The sequence below is a fragment of the Bartonella krasnovii genome (assembly GCF_003606345.3).
Lineage (GTDB): Bacteria > Pseudomonadota > Alphaproteobacteria > Rhizobiales > Rhizobiaceae > Bartonella > Bartonella krasnovii.
On sequence record NZ_CP031844.2, the window covers coordinates 1,420,866 to 1,427,500 of the forward strand.

At 38.6% G+C, this 6,635-nt stretch carries 4 protein-coding genes and 1 pseudogene; 1 reads left to right on the plus strand and 4 read right to left on the minus strand.

Going from position 1 to position 6,635, the window contains the following annotated elements; translation table 11 throughout:
* Window positions 1-237: 237 nt before the first annotated feature.
* The 4 genes and pseudogenes from hisS to pyrF all read right to left on the minus strand — a co-directional run bounded on the left by hisS (window position 238) and on the right by pyrF (window position 4,446).
* Window positions 238-1,725 (minus strand): histidine--tRNA ligase, encoded by a 1,488-nt coding sequence (gene hisS / locus D1092_RS06120; RefSeq protein ID WP_120122626.1) that lies wholly within the window; start codon window positions 1,723-1,725, stop codon window positions 238-240.
* 987 nt (window positions 1,726-2,712) lie between these two features.
* Window positions 2,713-3,074: pseudogene (locus D1092_RS06125) on the minus strand (helix-turn-helix domain-containing protein).
* A 159-nt stretch (window positions 3,075-3,233) separates the two neighbouring features.
* Window positions 3,234-3,356: a hypothetical protein gene (locus D1092_RS10040; RefSeq protein ID WP_277623136.1), complete on the minus strand. Its 123-nt coding sequence runs from the start codon at window positions 3,354-3,356 to the stop codon at window positions 3,234-3,236.
* 244 nt (window positions 3,357-3,600) lie between these two features.
* The gene (pyrF, locus tag D1092_RS06130) at window positions 3,601-4,446 is read right to left on the minus strand and encodes an orotidine-5'-phosphate decarboxylase (RefSeq protein ID WP_120122627.1); all 846 of its coding nucleotides are present in this window, start codon (window positions 4,444-4,446) and stop codon (window positions 3,601-3,603) included.
* A 502-nt stretch (window positions 4,447-4,948) separates the two neighbouring features.
* On the opposite strand from pyrF, the gene D1092_RS06135 reads away from it, so the two are divergent.
* Complete coding sequence (locus D1092_RS06135) at window positions 4,949-6,025, plus strand: YrzE family protein (protein ID WP_148255619.1); 1,077 nt, start codon at window positions 4,949-4,951, stop codon at window positions 6,023-6,025.
* Window positions 6,026-6,635 lie beyond the last annotated feature (610 nt).

Here is a 6,635-nt window from a genome sequence, read left to right on the forward strand (position 1 = left end):
ATTGTACAAGAAAGAACTAAAATGCCTTTTCATGAATCGTCGAAAAATGCCAAGGGTTAGTCCGTAACATCCTAAGGCTGGAAAACATGTGGGATGATACCGGTTTTCTCCTTCACAAACGTAAAGATGGGGGGCAATAGATTTTATATTATTTTGGACTTTATCGTTATAGTATTTATGGACGCCACCGTGAAATTGAAGGAAAATTTTTTCGCAGCAATTTCTTTTACAAAACCATTACCGTTTTTGGGCTGCCAAAATATCTTGTACTGTTTGCACTAATTGCTCTTCATCCACCATCACTTGCGCAGGTCGACTTTCACGCCATGTTTGATTATCCTTAATTTCATGAGACAAACGCGCCCCTTCAATCAAATCTTTGATCTGTATTTTTCCACTCTCACGTTCTTGTGACCCTTGGATGATCACACAAGGCGCTTTTCGCCGATCAGCATATTTCATCTGCGCTTTAATTCCCGATGCTCCTAAATAAAGTTCCGCACAAATTCCCGCATTTCGCAATTGCATGACCATTTTTTGATAGCGTGCAACAGCTTCTGGCTCTTTATCCATCATCAGCACCACAACAGGTCCAAGAGTATTTTTTGCTGGCAATTTTTCAAGATTTTGCAAAGCAGCGATCAAACGTGAAACCCCTATTGAAAAGCCTGTTGCCGGAATATTTTCCCCACGAAAACGCGCAACCAACCCATCATAACGTCCCCCACCCCCAACAGAGCCAAAGACAACTTTTTGCCCATCATCATTGAGAACATCAAAAAGCAATGCCGCCTCAAAAACAGGTCCCGTATAATATTCCAATCCACGCACCACCGAAGGGTCAATTTTAATGCAATCGTGATACCCATTGGCAGCAAAGATTGTTTGCATTTCCTCAAGCTCGCCAACCCCTTCAAGACCTTGCCCACTCTGACCAACGATTTTTCTGAGAGTATCAAGCGTTTCTTCTACCGTTTTTGCTTCTATCGTGAGTAAGGAAAGAATACACTCAATCTCTTTATCTTTAAGCTCAGCCCCTTTTGTAAAATCACCACTTTCATCCAAACGTCCCTTGCCTAAAAGCAAACGTACGCCTTCTGGTCCAAATTTATCCAGTTTATCCATTGCTCGCAGAACGGTTAAGCGCCGATCAAGTTGCTCATTTCCTGCCAAACCAATCAACTGCAAAACACTTTCCAGAATTTTTCGGTTATTCAAACGAATGGCATAATCATGGCGTGCAATACCTAATTTTTCCAAACTATCGGCTGCCATCATGCAAATTTCAGCATCTGCCGCAACGGTTGGTGTTCCAACAATATCCGCATCAAATTGCATAAATTGCCGAAACCGTCCTGGTCCAGGCTTTTCATTACGAAAAACAAAGCCCAACCGATAACTGCGATAGGGTTTTGGTAACGTTTCAAAATTTTCAGCAAAATAACGGGCAAGAGGAGCCGTTAAATCATAGCGTAAAGACATCCATTGTTCATCATCATCTTGGAGCGAAAAAACCCCTGCATTGGGACGATCTGAATCCGGTAAGAACTTCCCCAACACATCCGTATATTCAAAAATGGGTGTTTCAAGCGCTTCAAAACCGTAAAGTTCATAAACTTCACGAATTTGTGCAATCATGGTTTCAGTAGCATACAATTGGGCACTTGTACGATCCACAAAACCACGGGGTAAACGGGCTTTGGTTTTTTCTTGTTTCAATAACATGTTATTCTCTAGCAACAATATGTGTTTACGGATAACCATTATCTCATAGAGACAAACGCTGCAATGACTTTATCGCTCTCAAAGCTTTTAACAACATGTTAGAGACTTTTATTTGATAAAAGCAATTCACCTTAAAACAATCTTCTAAAAAATTTTACCCTTCATGAAAGTATGCCCCCCTACACACAAAACACCCGCAACATATTGCCAATTTGCCCTCCCTGTTTTAAAAAGATCTTTCTACTCTTGCCTTCATTTCACAAATTACCTTATGAATCGTATCATGATATTCGCATAAAATCCTCTAAACGTAAGATAGATAAAGGATAAAGTCGATATGCATCCCTCCCTCTAACACCGCAATAAAAGCTGCAAGCCTGTTCATACGTTGTATCATCCTTCACTATTGCGAAAGCTCTTGGCACTCGAAAAGAGGATAAAACGCATTTTTATGTCTCATCTTCAAGTGTTTTTCGCCCCCCTTCAAGCCCCCCTTACCACAAACAGAGACATAATCTTGAATAACGATAAAAGCTTCAAAATGAGAAAAATCTTATACCATGAAGGGCTCTCACAAAACCAGTGCAACAATGAACGATTATTTTATTGTGTTGTAAAACATGATCATTTTAAATGTCATATATATTACTAAAACCCGCTTAAGGAAAACTGGCCTGTTTATAACCCCCAAACTGTCTACAGACTATTATCTACGGATCGGTAGAACTTTAAGAATTTTTATCCTTGATAAGCTGTTAAAAGGTTAAAGCAAAACAAGCGCATTATTGCCATAAAGCATTTCTAGACACTTTCTATGAATCTTTATGAAGAGACGTTGCTCATCTATTCATACGAAATAAACCAAATAGAATGCGGGAGACAAGACAGCGGATGGTTTACAAACGATTTTTTTAAAAAATCAGTGTGCGTAAAAAACCCCTCATCTTTTAAGATCAGAAGGAAATAGAGAGAAGGGAGCGCCATACATCATATATTCTGATCAGAAATCAACTTTAAAATAGCTTTTTGTTTGACAGAGGTCAGAACTCTAAAACTTTTTAAAAGTAAATATTCTTCTTTATTTGAGGCAATCTCATCATGATGGTATGAAGCATTTTCGTTTGTGATGATATCCGTGTAAAAAAGGAAACCGGAACATTTAAAATATCGGAAATTTCCTTTAATCGCCCAGCGCTCACACGGTTTAAGCCTTTTTCATATTTCTGGATTTGTTGGAAACTTATCCCTAAAGCGTCTCCTAATGTTTTTTGAGTCATTCTCAACATTTTTAGCCTAAAGCGAATTTTTTTGCCAACAAAAAGATCACTATTAAGGTTCTGAGCTTGCATTTGCCCCCACCTAGTGCGAGCGCCCTCGCATTGGTATTCCGGGAGCTTGAAAACACTGAATCCGAGTCAGCATTTTGCTTTTAGTGCGTAAGACATACCTGGACATAGCAATATATCCCGGAATTCCGGGATACCCACAACAGTGGGGTTATTTTCACGCTAAGGTTTAGGGTTTTCAAGGCCCACTTGGTCGCCGCGTATACGACCAAAACGTTTTTCAGAAAATTGCAGGATTTCTTTTTCATGAGAAGTTATCGACTTCTCAAATTTTTGAACACGCACGCATATCCTCAAGCTTCCCATTTCATGAAATGCTCTCACCCTTGTTTCTTAAACGCGCTCTCTAGAGAGGAGCCTTAACCAATAAATTTGTCCTTCACGCGAGCTCTGAGCGAATGATTCTTCTGCTATCCCATTAAAAAACATCGTTATTGAAAGGATAGAGCCCCATATGCAATCAGAAAATAGAACCTTTTATAAGGCAGATTGATCAGGAAGAGCCTTCCCCCAGTAAGAGCCCCAAAAATTAAGAAAGAAGCGTGTTTTTAGATTGCTCAGCAAAGTTATGAATAACATTTTTTAAATCAACAGGATTTCGACCAACCTCTGTAATCGACCTTGAAATTGAAGGAATAATATTCTGCCATAGCCTTTGAGGAAACTGCTTAGTTAATTGTGTTATTGTTCCCCCTTGAGCCCCAATACCCGGAACAAGAAACAAGCTATTTTCTAGTTGCTCAATTGTCTCTTTTGCTTCACAGCCTAATGTTGCACCAATCACGGCCCCGATGGGACCAATATGACGATATTGATTTGAAGATTGGCTATTATAGTCATAAATATGCTGCGCCAAATGAACAGAAACCGTTTTATCCCCAATGCGTGCATTTCGAATTTGTTTTCCCTCAGGATTAGACGATTGAACAACCATAAAAACCGCTGTTTTTGTTTCTTCTGCAATCTTTATTAAAGGAATAAGAGCATCAAACCCTAAAAAAGGATTAACTGTTATAGCATCAGCTTTGAAGGGACTATTAGCACCAAGCCAAGCTTGTCCATAAGCTTCAGCCGTAGAGCCAATATCCCCTCTTTTTGTATCAACGAGAACCAACAAACCTTGTTTTTGTGCATTTTCAATGAGTTCTTTCAAAACTTGGAGACCTTCCACTCCATATAACTCAAAAAACGCGGCTTGCGGCTTGATGATCCCCACCTTTCCCACAACCGCTGTTAAGAGGATATCACAAAAATCTTTTAAGCCTTTATAATCGCAGCTCAAATTCCATGCTTGTAAAACTTTATGACTCGGGTCAAATCCAACACAAAGGGGGCCATATTTTTCACTATTTTTAAAAAAAGCTGAACAAAACATTTGATATCCTAACACGTTCTCTCTTTAAACTTTTTGATACAATCAAAAAGAAAAGCATTTGTCAAAAAAATACAATCCTACCCCTCTCTAAGAAAGCACTCTCATATATTGCTCTCATAGACAAAATCTGCTCTTAACTTATAGAAGATATTCCCATTCACAAGGCTTATCACCTGTTTATCAATCAAGACGTTATCATAAGATCAAAAATTCAAACTTTATGACAGAATAAGAATAAAAAACATTCCATATTATTTTGTTCGATGCCCTCGTAAAGCTTTCCATATTATCTTTTTCACACTTCTTTTTTATACTCAACTAAAATGCTCAATCATGCGCTTTAAACAAAAATTAAAAAACGCTTCACCATGATGTTTTCAATCTTAACTTTAGATCTCTCCAATTCACCTTTAGCAGCCTAATTATCCGTGATGGGCTATAAACTTTGGAACATAATTGACAAAAAGACATTGTATCTCCAGCATATTCAAGGAGATAAAACATGGAAACCCGCATTCCTGAACAAACACCTTTCGATACGAATTTTCTAGGAGAAACATCTCTAGAAACAAAATATTCATTTTTTCATACACCTATTTCATGGTCCGCCATTTTTGCTGGACTGGTTACAGCTCTTGCCGTTTCAATATGCCTTTCTTTCCTCATAGCAGCTTTAGGCTTAAGCCAAATGGACTTTACCTCGTCCTCCCCTTTTAGAGGTTCTTTCCTCTCCACGGGTATTGGCTCTCTCATCGTTATGGTGATAAGCCTTGCAAGTGGAGGCTTTGTTGCTGGACGTTTTGCTGAAATCTCTGGGGCTCTTCATGGTTTTTTAACCTGGGCTCTTATAACATTGCTGATGACACTCCAAGCCATCCACGTGGTTTCACATGCAGCAAACTTAAGCGCTAAAGCGGTTGGAAAAAGCACTTCTATGATAGAACAAACCGTCGATAATCTCCCCTCTCTTCTTGCAAAATTAAACAGCGAAAATTTTGAAAAGTTTTTTGCAACAAAAAATGACAATGGGATTAATTTTGATAAACTAGGCCATGAGTTGCGTACGCTTCTCAAAAAAAGTGATATTCCAGCTCTCAATCCTGATCGCTTGAAACAAACCTATCAAGCTGCACTCAACGATATTGGCTCTGCGATAACCGCTTTCAAAAATGATCCTTCACATTATCGCTCTACTCTGAAAAATCTAGGGAATAGCCTTTCTAATCGTCTAGAAACTCTGACGACAAAAGTTAATCAAAGCGATATCATAAAAGCTCTGATGAACAATGGCATGTCACGTACAGATGCACAAACAACAGCCACCAATGCTGTTCAACTTTATCAAAGGGCAGAGGAAAAAACTGAACAAACCCTCAAAGCACTAGAAAAACAAGCCGATACCTTATCTCAAAAGCTTGATGTACGGGCAAAAGATGCTCTTCATATGGCTGATAAAGCCACGACAAAAGCAGCACACATGGGATGGTGGGGCTTCTTAGGGTGTCTGATAGGTGCCATTATTTCCAGTGTTTGTGGTTATTATGGTTACAGAAGCCGTAAGAATATTTTCAGGCTTTAAAACGTCTCGTTTTTAAAAAAGGTAAAAAAGCTGTATAAATCTATACAGCTTTTTCATCCTTTCTATACATCTTGGAGTTAAGCATTTTTATCGTTGCATTTTTACTATTTTTCCTCGTATTCTCCTTATTTTCTAAGGAGAAGAGCTCAAATTTATAAGATCCTTTGTTGCCCCTCCATAAACATTATCAATGGTAATAAACTTATAGAGCATGTTTTTTGGTTGGAAAACACCACTATGCTGGGACATTAACTCCACAGTCTTCATCTTTATAAAAAAGTACTAACTGGCGATAATTTTTAAGTTTTATATTGGTCACACCAGTCATTTTCACTTTATCACGCTTTTTTCTGCTTTACTAAAAGGGATGGACCGGGAGGGTTTAGGAATTGTATTCCTTATAGATCTCTACAGTCCTATTTTTATAGGATATTTTTCTGTTTTTAGAAAGTTTGATTTGAGTTAAGCCCGCATTTTAATGTGCTATAAAGCCATAAAGATGCAGACAAGCACGCCTACACCACAAATAAATATAAGACGAGTTTTTCCGCCTTTCTATCATGCCCTCTGATATGGAGAAACGCACCGCACGCCCGATTTAGATATTTCA